The sequence below is a fragment of the Paenibacillus sp. MAH-35 genome (assembly GCF_058135425.1).
This window is the reverse complement of record NZ_JBYUPU010000003.1, coordinates 226,647-242,264: the sequence shown is the minus strand read 5'-3', so window position 1 is coordinate 242,264 and position 15,618 is coordinate 226,647. Positions and strand designations below refer to the sequence as shown.

Annotated in this window: 17 protein-coding genes; 12 read left to right on the top strand and 5 right to left on the bottom strand. The window is 55.8% G+C overall.

All coding sequences use genetic code 11. The features are described 5' to 3' along the window. The first annotated feature begins 8 nt into the window (after positions 1–8). The 4 genes from AC3Y2E_RS04565 to AC3Y2E_RS04550 all read left to right on the top strand — a co-directional run bounded on the left by AC3Y2E_RS04565 (position 9) and on the right by AC3Y2E_RS04550 (position 3,776). A complete protein-coding gene (locus AC3Y2E_RS04565; RefSeq protein ID WP_379207606.1) occupies positions 9–848 on the top strand; it encodes an HpcH/HpaI aldolase family protein in 840 nt (279 codons plus the stop codon). Further along, entirely contained in the window at positions 845–1,627 is a 783-nt protein-coding gene (locus AC3Y2E_RS04560; protein WP_379207604.1) for an SDR family oxidoreductase, read from the top strand. The genes AC3Y2E_RS04565 and AC3Y2E_RS04560 overlap by 4 nt, the downstream gene beginning before the upstream one ends. Before the next feature lie 102 nt (positions 1,628–1,729). Next, the gene (locus tag AC3Y2E_RS04555; protein WP_379207602.1) at positions 1,730–2,665 is read left to right on the top strand and encodes an aldo/keto reductase; all 936 of its coding nucleotides are present in this window, start codon (positions 1,730–1,732) and stop codon (positions 2,663–2,665) included. A 316-nt stretch (positions 2,666–2,981) separates the two neighbouring features. Next, complete coding sequence (locus AC3Y2E_RS04550) at positions 2,982–3,776, top strand: IclR family transcriptional regulator (RefSeq protein ID WP_379207600.1); 795 nt, start codon at positions 2,982–2,984, stop codon at positions 3,774–3,776. Positions 3,777–3,933: 157 nt separating this feature from the next. Here the strand turns inward: AC3Y2E_RS04550 and mnmA are convergent, their stop codons facing one another. Further along, entirely contained in the window at positions 3,934–5,031 is a 1,098-nt protein-coding gene (mnmA, locus tag AC3Y2E_RS04545; RefSeq protein WP_379207598.1) for a tRNA 2-thiouridine(34) synthase MnmA, read from the bottom strand. Positions 5,032–5,591: 560 nt separating this feature from the next. On the opposite strand from mnmA, the gene cymR reads away from it, so the two are divergent. The 5 genes from cymR to AC3Y2E_RS04520 all read left to right on the top strand — a co-directional run bounded on the left by cymR (position 5,592) and on the right by AC3Y2E_RS04520 (position 9,414). Continuing rightward, entirely contained in the window at positions 5,592–6,011 is a 420-nt protein-coding gene (cymR, locus tag AC3Y2E_RS04540) for a cysteine metabolism transcriptional regulator CymR (RefSeq protein ID WP_190930911.1), read from the top strand. Between the two features lie 15 nt (positions 6,012–6,026). Beyond that, positions 6,027–7,178 (top strand): cysteine desulfurase family protein, encoded by a 1,152-nt coding sequence (locus AC3Y2E_RS04535; RefSeq protein WP_379207595.1) that lies wholly within the window; start codon positions 6,027–6,029, stop codon positions 7,176–7,178. 284 nt (positions 7,179–7,462) lie between these two features. Continuing rightward, positions 7,463–7,984, top strand: a complete 522-nt coding sequence (locus tag AC3Y2E_RS04530) for a PRC-barrel domain-containing protein (RefSeq protein WP_379207592.1) — start codon at positions 7,463–7,465, stop codon at positions 7,982–7,984. A gap of 5 nt (positions 7,985–7,989) precedes the next feature. Then, positions 7,990–8,187 carry a hypothetical protein gene (locus AC3Y2E_RS04525; RefSeq protein ID WP_190930908.1) on the top strand — a complete coding sequence of 66 codons (198 nt, stop codon included), beginning with the start codon at positions 7,990–7,992 and terminating at the stop codon, positions 8,185–8,187. Between the two features lie 153 nt (positions 8,188–8,340). Next, on the top strand, positions 8,341–9,414 hold the full coding sequence (locus tag AC3Y2E_RS04520) for an AI-2E family transporter (protein ID WP_190930907.1): 1,074 nt from the start codon (positions 8,341–8,343) through the stop codon (positions 9,412–9,414). A 43-nt stretch (positions 9,415–9,457) separates the two neighbouring features. Here the strand turns inward: AC3Y2E_RS04520 and AC3Y2E_RS04515 are convergent, their stop codons facing one another. The 3 genes from AC3Y2E_RS04515 to AC3Y2E_RS04505 are packed head-to-tail and all read right to left on the bottom strand — an operon-like array spanning position 9,458 to position 11,654. Next, positions 9,458–10,357 (bottom strand): carbon-nitrogen hydrolase family protein, encoded by a 900-nt coding sequence (locus tag AC3Y2E_RS04515; RefSeq protein ID WP_379207589.1) that lies wholly within the window; start codon positions 10,355–10,357, stop codon positions 9,458–9,460. 10 nt (positions 10,358–10,367) lie between these two features. Then, positions 10,368–10,991, bottom strand: coding sequence for a GNAT family N-acetyltransferase (locus AC3Y2E_RS04510; RefSeq protein ID WP_379207586.1), 624 nt, complete (start codon positions 10,989–10,991; stop codon positions 10,368–10,370). A gap of 36 nt (positions 10,992–11,027) precedes the next feature. Then, positions 11,028–11,654, bottom strand: a complete 627-nt coding sequence (locus AC3Y2E_RS04505) for a YdcF family protein (protein ID WP_379207584.1) — start codon at positions 11,652–11,654, stop codon at positions 11,028–11,030. 256 nt (positions 11,655–11,910) lie between these two features. On the opposite strand from AC3Y2E_RS04505, the gene AC3Y2E_RS04500 reads away from it, so the two are divergent. The 3 genes from AC3Y2E_RS04500 (at position 11,911) to AC3Y2E_RS04490 (ending at position 14,511) form a co-directional block, all read left to right on the top strand. Next, positions 11,911–12,453 (top strand): NfeD family membrane protein, encoded by a 543-nt coding sequence (locus tag AC3Y2E_RS04500; RefSeq protein WP_379207582.1) that lies wholly within the window; start codon positions 11,911–11,913, stop codon positions 12,451–12,453. A gap of 25 nt (positions 12,454–12,478) precedes the next feature. After that, complete coding sequence (gene floT, locus AC3Y2E_RS04495) at positions 12,479–14,041, top strand: flotillin lipid rafts scaffold protein FloT (protein WP_379207580.1); 1,563 nt, start codon at positions 12,479–12,481, stop codon at positions 14,039–14,041. A 128-nt stretch (positions 14,042–14,169) separates the two neighbouring features. Continuing rightward, the gene (locus tag AC3Y2E_RS04490) at positions 14,170–14,511 is read left to right on the top strand and encodes a hypothetical protein (protein WP_379207578.1); all 342 of its coding nucleotides are present in this window, start codon (positions 14,170–14,172) and stop codon (positions 14,509–14,511) included. A gap of 44 nt (positions 14,512–14,555) precedes the next feature. On the opposite strand, the gene AC3Y2E_RS04485 is transcribed toward AC3Y2E_RS04490, so the two are convergent. Next, the gene (locus AC3Y2E_RS04485) at positions 14,556–15,467 is read right to left on the bottom strand and encodes a helix-turn-helix domain-containing protein (protein WP_379207576.1); all 912 of its coding nucleotides are present in this window, start codon (positions 15,465–15,467) and stop codon (positions 14,556–14,558) included. Between the last annotated feature and the right edge of the window lie 151 nt (positions 15,468–15,618).

Here is a 15,618-nt window from a genome sequence, read left to right as displayed (position 1 = left end):
GAAAAACGATGCCGGAAATGACCTTTTCGATGCGCCCTAGCCGGGTGCTGCAAAAGCTGAGGGCAGGAGAGGTCGCTTATGCGACGAAGCTTAATCTGGGGGATGCCCGGGCGGCGGAAATTGCGGCGATGAGCGGCTTCGACTGCATCTGGACCGATATGGAGCATGTGCCGAACGACTGGTCGGTGATCGAGAAGCAAATTCTCGCAGCGAAGGTGCACGGCGTCGACACGATCGTGCGGGTAGCCCGCGGCGGCTACAGCGATTACATTCGTCCGCTGGAGATGGATGCGGCCGGGATTATGGTGCCGCACATTATGAGCGCAGCCGATGCGAGAGAGGTGATCCGCAGCACGAAGTTCCATCCGCTCGGATTGCGGCCCGTCGACGGGGGCAATGCTGACGGCGGCTACTGCGGCCTTGGGCTTGCCGATTATTTGAAGCAGGCGAACGAGCAGCGGTTCAACCTTTTGCAGATTGAAGATGTGGAGCCTCTGGAAGAGCTTGAAGAGATTATCGCCCTGCCTGGGCTGGACATTATCTTCTTCGGACCCGGCGACTTCAGCCAATCGATCGGGGCGCCCGGCCAGATGAACCATCCGCTGCTGCTGGAGACGCGCAAGCGGATCGCCGAGCTGGCTGTGAAGCACGGCAAAATTGCCGGGACGGTCGGCTCTACGGGCAACGCCGCCGAGCTGACGGCGATGGGGTACCGGTTCATCAGCATCGGCGCGGATGTAGTCGCCCTGATGCAATATTACAAGTCGATCATGGGAGAGCTTCGCAACCAGAAGGTGGACAACGTCGCAAGCGTGTACGCCGGATTGCCGAAGGAGGCAACGACATGAGCGTTCTGCAATCGTTTTCGCTGGAAGGCAAAGTAGCGCTGGTCACCGGCGGTGCCGGACTATATGGCCGGCAAGTCGCGCTGGCGCTCGCTCAGGCGGGAGCGGCTACGAGCATGACCTCGCGCGACCGCGAACGGCTGCCGGAGCTGAAGGAAAGCTTCGCGGAGGATGGCGTGAGTATCTCCGCCTACTGTCTCGACCAGGAGCAGGAGAAGTCGATCCTGGAGCTGAGAGACAGACTGCTTGCCGATCACGGGCGGATCGATATACTCGTAAACAATGCGGTAGCCCGTACGATGGGGCACTGGAATGATCCGCTGGAGACGTTCGACCAAAGCATGCGGATTAATGCGACGGGACTGTTCGCCATTACCCGTGCCTTCGGGGACCGGATGGCCGAGCAGGGTTCGGGCTCGATCATTAATATCGGCTCGATTCAGGGGATGGTCGGCGCAGACGCTTCGCTTTATAAAGATATGGGCTTCCACGGCTTCGTACCGGACTACTTTTTCCACAAAGGCGGGATGGTTAACTTCACTCGCTTTGCGGCCAGCTATTATGGTCCGAGCAATGTCCGCTGCAACTGCATCAGCCCGGGCGGGCTCGCTTCGCACCGTACGCCGGACGCGTTTATCGAGCGGTACAGCGAGCGGACGATGCTGGGCCGGATGGCGGGCAAGACCGACTTGATGGGCAGCGTCGTTTTTCTCGCTTCGGATGCATCTGCCTATATAACGGGCGCCAACCTGCCGGTAGACGGAGGATATACGGCGAAATAACGCCGGATTGGAAGAGGAAGAGAGAAGCGTTTAGCGGCTGTTAGACGCAGTCAGACACGGAGAGAAGCCGCAGCCCGCTGGCGAACAAAAAGGAGAATCACGATGGGGGAAACAAAACGCGCGACCGGCCAGCCGAAGCTGACTCTCGGCACGGTGCAGCTCGGCCTGCCGTATGGCATTCATAACCGCGACGGAATGCCTTCGGAGGAACGCAGCTTCGGGATTTTGCGGGAAGCCTGGGAGGGTGGCGTCGTCTGCTACGATACGGCAGCTGCTTATGGGCAGTCGGAAGACGTGCTGGGTCGTTTTTTTGAAGGAAAACGTCCTACGATCGTCACGAAAATCCATCTGAATCCCGAGCCCGGAGCAAGCGGCGAACAAATCGGACGGGAGATGCGAAGCTGTATCGAACAATCGCTTTCCCGTCTGCGGATGAATTCGATCCCGGTCGTGATGCTGCACAACACCCGGATCATGGAGCACTTCGGCGACCAAGTTACGGCTGCGTTCCAGATGATGCTCAGGGAAGGGCTAATCGGCCAGGCGGGCATATCCGTCGCCACCAATACGGAGGAAGAGTACCGCTATCTGTCGGTATATCTGGATCATCCCGCTTATGAAGCGATCCAACTGCCGATGAGCGTACTGGACCACCGTCCGGTTGTGAACGGCTGCTTAGGAAGACTTGCCGGAGCGGGGAAGACGGTTTATGTGCGCAGCGTGTTTTTGCAAGGACTTCTTTATATGAAGGAAGACGAAGTACCGGATCATCTGCACGAAGCCAAAAGCCTAGTTCGATCGCTGCAGAACCTTTCCGAAAAATACGGCGTATCGATTGCGCAAATGGCTGTCTCCTACATCCGCGACTTGGAGGGAGTGGACAGTCTCGTCATCGGAGCCGAGACGGAAGAGCAGGTCCGGGCCAATTTCGAGCTGGTCGAAGGTCCGGCGCTGCCCGGCCGTTTACGGGAGGAGATCGCGGAGCGGTTCCGCAGCGTTCCGGAATACGTGGTCACTCCACCCATATGGAGGAAGTAGGCCGGAAGGCCGATGAGCGCGATACGGCAAGGTTCGGGTAACCATACGGAGAGAAGACGGATTGTTCCAGCGAGCAAGCAGCGGGGCAGTCCGTTTTTTTGTGTCAGGTGCCGCAAAATGAGGTAACGTCCGGCTCTTTCCAGGAAGACTACCCTTTGCGGGCGGTTTTTTGATATAATATAATGTAACGCAATAAGAGACGGTACGAATGGCATTTGAAGCGGTACAGAAATGAGCTTTGGTACAAGCTGTAGCGTATCAAAAGTGATCTGTATCATGAAGGGATGCCGGTACGAGACTAAGGAGACTACGCGAAATGGACACGGAACCGAAAAAACCGCAAAAAGACGCCCCTTACTTTATGATCCAGTCCGTCGACCGGACGCTAATGATTTTGCAATGCTTCATCGAGGACCGCCGCCCGCTCGGCGTCAGCGAGATCGCCCGCAAGCTGGAGCTGAACAAAAGCGTGGTGCACCGGCTGATGCTGACGCTGCTGACGCACGGTTATTTGCAGCAGCTCAAAAATACCGATAAATATATGATCGGGCCGAAAGCGTTCGAGCTGGGATCGGTATTTACGAATTCGACGAATCTGGTCGACGAAGGGAAGAAAGTGCTGATCGAGCTGGTGGACCGGATCGGGTCTACCGCTCATTTGGCCATTCTCGAGAAAGACTCCGTGCTGTATCTGGTTAATGTAGAGCCGGATCATATGAAATATTTGTTCGGAGCGATCGGGCAGCGCAGACCCGTCTACAATACGGCGCTAGGCAAATGCTTGACGGCGTGGCTGCCCGAGCAGCAGCTGGACAAGGTGATGGAAGGGTGCAAGTTCGAGAAGCTGACGGATCATACGATTACGTCCATGGACGCATTCCGCAAAGAGCTGGAGCGGGTACGTCAGGTAGGCTTCGCGGTCGACAACGAGGAATCGAGCTACGGTATCCGCTGCTTCGCCGCGCCGATCCGCAATAAAGACGGCGATGTGATCGCCGCCATCAGCACGAGCGGGTACGGCATCGCAGAGGAGAAAATTAACGAGCTCGGCATTACGGTTAAAAGTCTGGCTTCCCAGCTGTCCCGGCGTATTGGATATTTCGATAACTAGGACAGCCTGAGCCTTGGATGCGAGTACGAGCGGACAGAAGGTTGGAGAGTGCCGGCACGCCGATTTGAAGACTTGGATCGGCTCTGACGCAGCGGCCCGTCCGCCAACAACAAACAAGCGACTCTGCCTTAGCCGGCCGGGTCGCTTGTCTAGTTTCCTATATTCCGTACGTCCGATCGATGACAGCTCCGCCCAAGCACACATCCCCATCGTAGAAAACGACGGCTTGTCCCGGCGTAACCGCCTTCTGCGGTTTGTCGAACTCGACCTCGCAGCGGCCTTCGCCCAGGAAGCGGACCGTCACGCCCTGATCGGGCTGGCGGTACCGGAACTTCGCGGTGCAGGCGAGCGGAGCGTCCGGGAGGACCGGATGAATCCAGTTCAGGTCGGTCGCGGTGAGCCCCTTCGTGTACAGATGCGGGTCGGTCTCGCCCTGCACGACGTACAGCACGTTGCTCTCGAGGTCTTTGCCGGCTACGAACCAGGGCTCGCCCGTGCCCGATCCGCCGATGCCGAGTCCTTGCCGCTGCCCGAGCGTGTAATACATCAGACCGTCGTGGCGGCCTTTCACCTCGCCGTCGTACGTGCGGATCTCCCCCGGCTTCGCCGGCAAGTATTGGCTCAGAAACTCCTTGAAGTTCCGTTCCCCGATGAAGCAAACGCCGGTGCTGTCCTTTTTCTTGGCGGTGGCGAGCCCGGCCTCAAGCGCGATTTCCCGCACTTTCGGCTTCGGCAGATGCCCGATCGGGAACATCGCCTTGGAGAGCTGCTCCTGGTTCAGCGCGTTCAGAAAGTACGTCTGATCTTTGTTCGCATCGACGCCCCGAAGCAGACGGTACGCTCCGTCCTTGCGCTCCACTCTCGCATAATGCCCGGTGGCCAAATAGTCGGCGCCGAGCGCAATCGCTTTTTGCAGAAATTCGCCGAACTTGATTTCCCGGTTGCACATGACGTCGGGATTGGGCGTCCGGCCTTTGCGGTACTCATCGAGAAAATATTGGAACACTTTCTCCGAATACTGCTTCTCGAAGTTGACCGTATAAAACGGAATATCGATCTGGGCGCATACGCGGCGCACGTCCTCGGCGTCTTCTTCTGCGGTGCAGTGGCCGAACTCGTCGGTGTCGTCCCAGTTTTTCATAAAGATTCCGATCACGTCATAGCCTTGCTGTTTCAGCAGCAGCGCCGTAACGGACGAATCGACTCCGCCGGACATGCCGACGACGACTCTAGTATTTGCATGATTCGTAGCCATGTTGCCCTACCTCTTTCTATAAGCAAATAGGCGCACTGCGATCGAGGAACCGCTAGTCACCCGGTTGTTCTCCTATATTACCATATAAAAGCGGTTAATTCGAAGAGGGATGACGATTCGCTTCATGAGAGCGTTTCGTTTTGCCGACAAATTCGATCGAAATTAAAAACTTTTCATGAAGATGTCAAGGTTTTCGATACCATAACCGTTCTTTATATGTTAACATATAAATGATATTCGCATCATTATGCAAGTTTTTTCCAAAGATTCGGCCAGCAGAAGCGTTAAGCGGCTTCCTGAACCGGCGGCGCAGCGCCGCATTTCCCCGGTCGTTCATCGTGGAATGACGACAATTCTCGTTTTTCCTCCTTTTCTTTAGATTAACACGTAAATCCAGTCCAATTATTGGCTATGCTATAATTCGGAAGCAATTTCCTTCTTGCAGCTGTTATTTACATAGTTGCTGGGCTAAGCACGTTTCCTTACGAAAGGCACGGAAAGACGATCATCCGGATTGCCGAATAAGCAGGGGACTAACAACCGACGAATGAGGTGTCACCTTGAAAATATCGACGAAAGGCCGATACGGGCTCACCATCATGATGGAACTAGCCACCAGATTCGGCGAGGGACCTACATCTTTGAAAAGTATAGCGGAGAAGCATCAGCTGTCCGAGCATTACCTGGAGCAACTGATCGCGCCGCTTCGCAACGCCGGATTGGTGAAAAGCATCCGGGGCGCATACGGAGGGTACAATTTGTCGCGGATGCCGGATGAAATAACGGCGGGCGATATCATTCGCGTGTTGGAGGGGCCGATCAGCCCCGTCGATTTTACGGATGAGGACGATCCGGCGAAGCGGGATTTGTGGATTCGGATCAAAAACAGCATCGCCGAAGTGCTGGATTCGACCACGCTTGCCAGCTTGATTACGTTCCAGGACGAAGGCAAAAACGAAAATTACATGTTTTATATTTGATCGGGTGACCGTCCGATGAGTCCGATATATCTCGATCATGCAGCTACAACTCCGGTTCGGCCGGAAGTGCTGGAAGCGATGCTTCCTTATTATAAGGAAACGTTCGGCAACCCTTCCAGCCTTCATTCCTTCGGCCGGGAGAGCCGGATCGCCATAAGCCGTTCCCGCGATTCGATCGCGAGGCAGCTCGTCTGCTCGCCTGCCGAGCTGTTATTTACAGGCGGCGGCACCGAAAGCGACAATACGGCGCTGTTCGGGGCGGCCGAGCAGTACGGGACGAACCGCAAACATATTATCACTTCACAGGTCGAGCATCATGCTGTCCTGCACGCCTGCGAACAGCTTGAGCGTAAAGGTTACGAGGTAACGTATATACCGGTCGACGAATCCGGACAGATCCGTCTGGAGGAGCTGATTGCGGCGATCAGGCCCGATACGTTTCTGATCAGCATCATGTATGGCAATAACGAAGTCGGAACGCTTCAGCCGATTCGCGAGATCGGGATGATCGCCCGCGAGCGGGGGATCGTATTCCATGTCGATGCGGTGCAGGCGCTAGGGCTGATGCCGCTGGACTTGTCCGATCTGCCGGTCGATCTGATGAGTTTCACCGCCCACAAAATTTATGGCCCCAAAGGGGTAGGCGCGCTGTACGTGTCCAAGCGGACGACGATCGCCCCTCTGCTGGTAGGCGGCTCTCAGGAGCGCAAACGGCGGGCGGGCACGGAAAACGTAGCCGGCATCGCCGGCTTTGCCAAAGCGGTGGAGCTTGCGGTGCGGGAGCAGGAGAGCAACTTGCAACACGTCAGCCGCTTGCGGGCGCAAATGATCGAAATTTTGCGTTCGGAGCTCGGGAACGACGGCTTTATTGTAAACGGCCACGCTACTGAACGATTGCCCCACATTCTTAATGTAAGCTTCCCCGGTGCCGATACCGAAACGATGCTGATGAGCCTGGATCTGGAAGGGATCGCGGCAGCTAGCGGTTCGGCCTGCACGTCAGGCTCCCTGGAGCTTTCGCACGTCCTTCGCGCGATGCGCCTTCCGGAAGAAGTCAAACGTTCCGCAATCCGGTTTAGCTTCGGATTCTCGCAAAATATTGAACAAATCCGCGCCGCAGCGTTAAAAGTTGCAACCATTTCGCGGCGAATTCGTAATAGTTTGTAAGGCAACTGATCCCCCGTATAGTATGCTAGGAGGTGGGAAGGCGGCGATTGACTGTGCCGCTCCGATACAATGACCGACATCAGGAATAGACGTTCTCGACTGCAGCTTAGAATACGGGTAGCCTAGGACAACCTGCACCTTATGGAATGAAATTCCGAAGGTGCGTGCATGATATAGGTATGCTTTTAACCGGTTTTGCCGCAGGAGGGGACCGCCTGGTCCCCTTTAGGTAAAGCTTAGTGGATGGTGACGAAGCCAGCTTTCATTTTCAGGAGGGCACCACCTTGAGAAGAGCAAAAGACATCATGGGGCTTCCCGTACTCGATATCGAAGCGGGCAAGCAATTAGGCATAGCAAAAGATTTCTTGATCGATCGCGATTGGAATCTTCAAGGTGTACTGCTGGAATCGACAAATTGGTTTGCTTCTCCCCGCTACATCGGATGGGAAGACATCGTATCGATCGGGACGGACGCCGTCACCGTGAAGGACGAGCAGGCTGTCCGCAGTATGGACGACTCCGGGTCCGAATGGGTCGCTTTGCTGGACGGCGGCTTCAAATTAAAGGGCCTGCCGGTCATCACGCTGGACGGGGAAAATCTCGGTTTGGTGGAAGATGTTTACTTTGGAGATAAAATGGATAAAAAGATAGTAGGTTATGAGTTGTCCGACGGTTTCATATCCGACATCAAAGAAGGGCGCAAGTGGCTGCCTTCTCCGCAATCGGCTACGATCGGGGAAGACGCTGTGATGGTGCCGGTCGGCTGCGTCGCACAAGAAACGCCATCATTTCATGAAATAGGGTGAGTATAATGCTGAGATGTCCGAACTGCAATTCAAAGGATATAGGGAAAATCGGCTCCCATCAGTTTTATTGCTGGAGCTGCTTTATCGAATTAACGGTAAACGGAGACAAAATGTCCGTCTACCAGGTAGAGGAAGACGGCACATTGAGTTCGCTGGACGACTTGTTCTTCGAGGAAGAAATGCCTGAAGTTCACGCTAACTAATCGCCGGCTGCAAGCCGCACAGAAACAGCCCGTCCTTTCCGGACGGGTTTCTTGCATTTATACAGCCTTCGGCCGCCCATCGGGCGGTTTTTTCTTTTGAATGAAGTGCCCGGGGTTGTACATATACTGTAACGAGGAAAGGAGGCGCCAGCGGTGGATAAGTTTATGAAGAGCCGGACATTCGTCACATTGGTATACGTGCTGCTCGGACTGGTCATTTTGTTTTTGCTGCAGCAGATCAAACCGATCCTGTCGACCGCATTCGGGTTTTTAAAAGCGGTGCTTGCACCGTTTGTCATAGCGTTGATTATCTCTTACGTCCTGAATCCGATCGTACGGCTGCTGAACGAACGCAAAGTGCCGCGTACGGCCGCAGTTCTGCTCATTTATGCCGTGTTTATTACGTCTGTCGTTGTCGTCGTGATGAATCTGACCCCGATGTTCGTCAAGCAGCTGGGCGAGCTGAACGAGCATATGCCGGAGCTGACCGTCCGGGCGCAAGGGTTGTTCGACGGCTTGAACGAAAACCGTCTGGTGCCCGAGAGCGTCCGCAACGGCATCAACAATGCGCTGTTGAAAGCGGAGGACGCGCTATCGACATTTATTTCGAACCTGGTCAACGGCATCGGCAGCACGATCAATACGCTGATGGTCGCTTTTATCGTCCCGTTCCTGGCCTTTTATATCCTCAAGGATTATCAGCTGATCGAGAAAACCGTACTCGCCACCGTCCCGCGCACCCACCGCAAAAACGCGATCAAGCTGGTAATCGACATCGATACCGCTCTGGGCAACTACATACGGGGCCAGTTTCTCGTCTGCTTGCTCGTAGGTCTGTTCGCTTATCTCGGCTATTGGCTGATCGGAATGCCGTACGCGCTGCTGCTGGCCAGCATCGTGGCGGTATTTAACATTATTCCGTATCTCGGCCCTTTTTTCGGAGCTGCGCCGGCGATCATTATGGCCTCCACCGTATCGCTGAAAATGGTGCTGTTCGTCGTCCTGGTCAATTTTATTGTGCAAATACTGGAAGGAAATGTAATATCCCCGCAAGTCGTAGGGCGCACGCTGCATCTCCATCCGCTGCTGATCATCTTCGCGCTGCTCGTCGGAGGCAAGCTCGCCGGGATTATCGGCCTCATATTGGCCGTCCCGGTATTTGCCGTCCTGAAGGTGATCGTTCAGCACATCTTTATTTATTACGTGCAGCGCAAGCCCACGACGTAGCTTCATGCAACGCCCTTAGCGGTGCAGGCTGCATCCGTTGCAATCAGGTGCGGTGCGCATATGCGGCATACAGCTCCGGACGGCGGTCCCGGAACGGAGCCACGCCCCCCTGGGTCCGGTTTTCCGTCAGCAGACCGAGATCGGCATCGCCGTAGACGAGACCGCCGCGGCTGCCGGAGCCGACCGCCAATATGCCGTCCGGAGGAAACGGTCTGTCGCACGGAGCGAATATGCCTGCACGCGAGAAGCCGACATCGACCTGTTCGACGCCGGCCATGCTGCCGACCAGTCCGCTTAACGCCACGTACAGCTGGTTTTCGATCGCTCTTGCCTGGCTGCAGTTGCGCACCCGCCAGTATCCCGCCGCCGCATCCGTATAGGAAGGGCAGAGAATGATGTCCGCTCCCATATCCGCCACAATGCGCGACCCTTCGGGGAATTCGATGTCATAGCAGATCTGAATCGCAACCTTGCCGATTTCGGTATCGAGAACTTCATATTGGTCGCCGGGCAGCAAGGGCCACGCGCGCTGCTCCTCGGGCGTCAGATGGTTCTTTTTGTGCCGCTCGATCCGCCCGTCGGGGAAAAACAGAAACGCCTCGTTATAATACGCCTTGGATTCCGGGCCGGGGGCGGCAGACGATCCTTCCCGGTGAATATGGGTGCCCGCCAATATCATCATCCCGTACTCGCGGCTTAAATCCGTGAACCGGGTCATATATTCGTCCGTCCGCGCGTGCAAATATTCGCATGCCTCGGCGTTGGTCATCGCAGGGGCGAGGGATAGCAAGTGTCCGGTCAAATATTCGGGAAATACGATCAGCTTCGCCTGCTCGTCGCCGGCTTTAGTTATATAACGGCGGACATTCGCCCAGAACGCTTCACCGGAGCGAAGTCTGGACAGGCCGTATTGGACGGCCGCGATGCGGTTTGTTGGCAACATGTTGTTCCTCCTAGTCGGTGAGCTGCGGGTTTCTCCATTCAACCAGCACGGCTTTGTTCAGAGACTCTTCGTCCTCCAGATAGCCGTCCAGCACTTGAACAGGCTTCAGCCCTTGGCGGATCATGAACGACAGGACCAGATCCTTACGTTCTCCAGCGGCGACTTGCCGGACATATTCCTCGGCGCTTATCGAATGCGCGACTTCGTGGTAGCCGGGGATTCGGCAGCCGGCCATAAACCGTTTCAGGCCGGAACGGACGACGAGCGCTTTGCGCGCCTCGTACAACGCCGCAGCAATGCCCCGCGAGCGGAAGGACGGCCTGACGCAAAGATCGATTCCGTATAAGCTGTCGCCTTCGGGATCGTGGCTGCCGCGAATATAGCCGTTGTCGGACACTTCCTCCCAAGTATGGGGCTCGCCGGTAAATTTGACGAGCAGCGAAGTTGAGGAACCGGCGATCTCGCCGTCGCATATCGCCACCATCGCACCGTCCGGGTAAGTGGCGGCATGAGCGGCGATCTGCTCGGGCTTCCACCACAGCTCTTCCGGAAAGGGAGGAGGGAACGCCTCGCGCTGGACCGTCAGCAAAGCTTCATAATCGTTTATCGTATAAGTGCGAACCGAGATCGACATCCGCAAACGCCTCCCTATATAAGCAGAATAAACAACTTAGAATAATGCCTTGATCGACCTTAGCGGGTCGGTGACGAGCAGGTAAGCGACTCCGCCGCATTCGCGGAGCGTATAGTAGGCCAGCTTGTGCGGCCGGAGCTGCACCGGTTCGACCGTGGACGGGATGCCGAGCATCTCTGCCATCATATCGGCGCGGAACGCGTGAAATCCGTGCGTGACAAGAATCGCCGTGCGCAGGTTATGCTCGTCCATCAGTATGCGGCTGTTTTGCAAATTTTCATAGGTGCTGCGGGACTGATCCTCTACGAGGATGGCGCTTGCAGGAATACCCTGCTGGACTAAATATTTTTTCATTGTCGCCGCTTCCGACGGCTCGCCGGGCAGACCGATTCCGCCCGTTGTTATGATGCGTGCAGCTCTTTTCTCATTCCAGAGGGCGACGGCGACGTCGAGCCGCTCTTTGAGGGCCGGACTCGGCTTGCCGTTCCAGACGGCTGCCCCCAAGATGATCATCGTGTCGCTGTTTGCCCCTGCGGACGTTTTCCAAGTATGCAGAATGAGCCAGCTCATCCCACCGAAATAAAGCGCGACCGCAAGCACGACCGACAGCAGCAGCCGGAGTATGTATCGGAGCGGGTTCCGTTTACGCTTTGGTATCTTCATTTCATATCCCCGCCATTGTCATAAGTATGTCTATTATACCCGGATTCGTCCCTGATCTAAAGTCCGGGAGGATGCTTATGCGAGGCCTTTGCAACAAAAAGCGATTTTGTGTCGAAATTGTGAAACTCGAGTCGCTGAACAACGTAATACATAGTGAACTTACAGCATCGTTCAATATATGGGAAATGCTTGCAGAACTACAGGTGTTGTTTAGCTAGCTATGGTTAGACGGCACCGGCGCGGGGAGGGATCGGATGTGGAGCAACTGTTTTGGGCTTGTTTGGCTGGAGGGGCCTTGTTCGCCCTAGTAACCGTCATCTTCGGAGACCTGATCAGCAACGCGATCGACGGGGTGCTTGATTTCCTGTCGGTCGACGGCTTGTGGAAGATTCGCCCGATGGTGCTCGTTAGCTGGATTACTTCATTTGGCGGGGCCGGACTTTTACTTGCTCATTACACCGCACTCGGGTCGCTATGGGTAGTCGTTATCGCGCTGGCAGCCGCAATCGGTCTGAGCATTCTGGTCTTCGTCGCTTATGTCCGGCCGATGGAAAACAGCGAAAACTCCACAGCCTTCTCGATCCGCGAGCTGTCCGGTCTTATCGGCGAAGTGCTTGTGCCGATCCCGCCCAGAGGATACGGCGAAGTGCTGCTAAAGGTAGGCGCCGGACGGACCAACCAGATCGCAGCCAGCTTCGACGGGAATACGCTTGCGGCCGGGGAAAGGGTAGTCGTCGTTGAGGTCCGGGACGATACGTTGTTCGTATCCCGGCTGGACGATGCGCTCAATGGGGAATAACCCGTAATCAGAGAGGAGAGATTGGATGGAATTTTCAGAAGCTTTGGTCATTCCGGCGATAGTCATCGGCGTAATTGTCGTGCTCGGGCTGGCGTTTTGGGCCAGGTACAAGACGGTTAGCCCGGATGAGGCGATGATTGTAACGGGATCGTTTTTGGGAAGCAAAAATGTGCTCACAGACGATTCGGGACGGCGAATCAAAATCGTACGCGGAGGCGGAGCTTTTATCCTGCCGATTTTCCAGAAAGCGGAGTTCTTATCGTTACTGTCGCTTAAGCTGGACGTATCCACCCCGGAAGTGTATACCGAGCAAGGCGTGCCGGTTATGACGGACGCGGTGGCGATCATCAAGATCGGCAGTGTGGTCGAAGACGTCGCTACGGCGGCGGAGCAATTCATGGGCAAGCCGACCGAGGCGCTGAAGGGAGAAGCGCAGGAAGTGCTGGAAGGGCATCTCCGCTCCATTCTCGGCTCGATGACGGTCGAGGAAGTGTACCGGAACCGCGACAAGTTCGCCCAGGAGGTTCAAGGCGTAGCGGCAAAAGATTTGAAAAAGATGGGGCTGCAGATCGTTTCGTTCACGATCAAGGACGTGCGCGACAAGCACGGTTATCTGGACTCGCTCGGGAAGCCGCGGATCGCCGCGGTGAAGCGCGACGCCGAGATTGCCGAAGCCCAGGCGGTGCGGGATTCCCGGATTCAGAAGGCGAAAGCCGAAGAGGATGGGATGAAGGCCGAGCTTTTGCGGGATACGAACATTGCCGAAGCAGCCAAGGAGAAAGAGCTGAAGACGGCCGCGTTTAAGAAAGACCAGGATATGGCCAAGGCCGAAGCCGACCAAGCCTATCACATCCAGGAAGCGCGTTCGAAACAAAGCGTCGTCGAAGAGCAGATGCAGGTGGAACTGGTCCGTAAAGAGCGGGAAATCGACCTTGAGGCGAAAGAGATTTTGCGCCGCGAGAAGCAGTACGATGCGGAAGTGAAAAAGAAGGCGGACGCCGACCGTTACGCCGTCGAGCAGGCGGCCGAGGCGGATAAGGCGAAGCGTATTCGCGAAGCCGATGCGCTGCAGTACAAGATCGAAGCGGAGGCGAGGGCGAACGCCGAGCAGAAGCGTCTCGAAGGTTTGGCGATCGCCGATGCGGAACGGGCGAAAGGTACGGCCGAGGCGGAAGTGATCCGTCTGCGCGGTCTGGCCGAGGCGGAAGCGAAGCAGAAGCTGGCTGAAGCGTTCGAGAAGTTCGGCGAAGCAGCGGTTCTCGATATTATCGTGAAAATGCTTCCGGAGCTCGCCGGCAAAGTGGCGCAGCCAATCAGCTCGATCGACAAGCTGACGGTCGTCGACACCGGCAACGGGGAAGGCGCCGCACGCTTGAGCAACTATGTGACATCGCTTATGGCGACGGCGCCGGAGATGCTGAAGAGCGTGTCGGGCATCGACCTCGACAAGTTGGTCAAAGGCTTCACCAGCAAGCTATCGGGAGGCGCCGGCGTTGCGAGTGGCGCAGCCGTCGGCCCTGCGCCGGAAATCTCCATCGTTCCTCCGGCTCCGGCCAAACCGTCGGTTTCTGATCCGACTCGCGAATAATACCGTCCTGACGTGCATAGAAGCCGTGACTATCCAGTCTGCGGCTTTTTATTATGCGCACGCAAACGAATCGAATCTGCCTGCGTGGGAAAGCTAATCTCTAAAAGGCGGAGCGGAGGGGACACGACATGAGGCGGAACGGAGCAGCAGCTCAAGCGATAGCCGGGATCAAGGTTCTGGTAATCGCCGGCAGCATTGGTCTGATTGCGGCATTAACCGCATGCGGCGGAGAGAAAAAAGCCAAGGAGGAGCAAAGCAAGCAGCAGCAAACCCAGCAGCCGAGCGTTATCGACCAGGAGCTTAAGAAACAGTTTCAGATGTATAAGGAACTGCAGCAATATGAGCAGGAACAGCAGAAAAAGCTGGAGAAAGCCGAGCAGGAAGCGCAGAAAAAAGAAAAAGAATCCGCAAAAAAATCGGGAGAGAATAGCAAAGGCAGCGGCGGCGGAGAGGGAGACGAGAACGAATAACTTCCCTCTGCGCGACAGCGGCCGGCCGGGCTTGCAACCGCTGGTCACTCGCCGCCGCTGTCGATTTTGCGCAAATACTGCTTGGGGGTGCAGCCGTTAAACCGTTTGAACAGCTCATAAAAATGAGCCATGTTCTCGATGCCGACCGCCCGGGCAATTTCCGTCACATTCTGGCTGCTCGTCACGAGCAGCCGTTCCGCCTTGGCGATCCGCTTCCGGTTGACGTAATCCGTAAACGAGGAGCCCATCGCTTTTTTGAAATATTTGGAGAAGTAAAAGTAACTCATTCCTGCGAGATGGCTAACCCGTTCCATATCGATTTTCTCCGACAGATGGTTGTCCACATGTTCGAGAATCGGCTTCATGACGCCCGGATCGACCAGATCGTGCGCCTGCAGCAGTCCTCTCGTATCCCCGCGCAGCAGCGTCAGCAGCAGATGCTTGATATGCATGCTGGCCGCAATCTCATAACCGGTCGATTTGCCCATAATCTCGTCGTGAATCCGTTCGATGATGCGCCCGACCTCCCGGCGGACGTTCTCGTTCTCCCGGAACATATAGTTCAAGTCCTCCAGCGGGTGGTGCACTTCCGAGAAATGCCGGTAATACCTCATCATCGCCGGATCGAAATAAGCTTCCAGATCGACGTGGAGCACGATATAGACAAGCCCTTCCTCGCTATAGGGACGGCCGCGGTGCAGTTGTGACGAACCGATCACCACCACGTCGCCCGGATGGAGCAGATACGGGCGGTTCGGCGTATGGATTTCGTGGATGCCCTTCTGGACGAGAATGAACTCCACTTCTTTATGATAGTGCCAGCGCACGTTCTGAAGCTGCTCCTGGGTAGCCGCAACAGCCGGCTTCGGTCTCGGGCGGCCCGGCTGCTCGAATTTCCATACCTTGATGCACAGCACCGGATTCTGATAATGGATCGGCTCTTTATAAATTTCCATAGGGGCGGCACCTGCTTTGAGGGACATGACAAAATTGGATACAAAGCCGACAAATGACGGCATATACGTCCTATCCCAAACATTGTATTGTTGGTTCATGAACAAGTCAGAGTAATGTCTGGCCTTGTACTGCTTATGAATCCATTATACA